Source organism: Undibacterium hunanense (assembly GCF_014284335.1).
Classification (GTDB): domain Bacteria; phylum Pseudomonadota; class Gammaproteobacteria; order Burkholderiales; family Burkholderiaceae_D; genus Undibacterium; species Undibacterium hunanense.
Genome location: NZ_JACOGF010000065.1, coordinates 1 through 337 on the forward strand (window position 1 = coordinate 1; position 337 = coordinate 337).

Annotated in this window: 1 pseudogene; it reads right to left on the reverse strand. The window is 53.4% G+C overall.

Features of this window, described 5'->3' with window-relative positions:
- Positions 1-337: pseudogene (locus H8L32_RS27335) on the reverse strand (hypothetical protein); the annotation flags it as partial.

The following is a 337-nucleotide window of genomic DNA, read 5'->3' on the forward strand; positions in this document are numbered from 1 at the left end:
CCGTTGTCGTTGGCATTGCCCAGTGTGGCTGTCAGTGTGTTGGAGACGCCTGTACCTGTCAGTTGGTCTTCATCTTGCAGGCTGTTGATACGGGCATTGCCGCCTGGTGTGTAGACTTGTGGGGCGGTGAATGTTTCGCCGGAAACAATATCAGTACCGTTAGTCAGGACGATTTGGGAGCCTGGGCTGTTGGAGACGATACCTGCAATCGTTGCATCAACGGTTGTTTGTGCTGTGGCCAGTGTGGCGGCATCAACAACTTTGCTCAGCCATACTTTGGCTGTGGCGTTGGCATCTACACCTGCGTAGGCGGTGATTTCTTTGGTGGTATCAACAG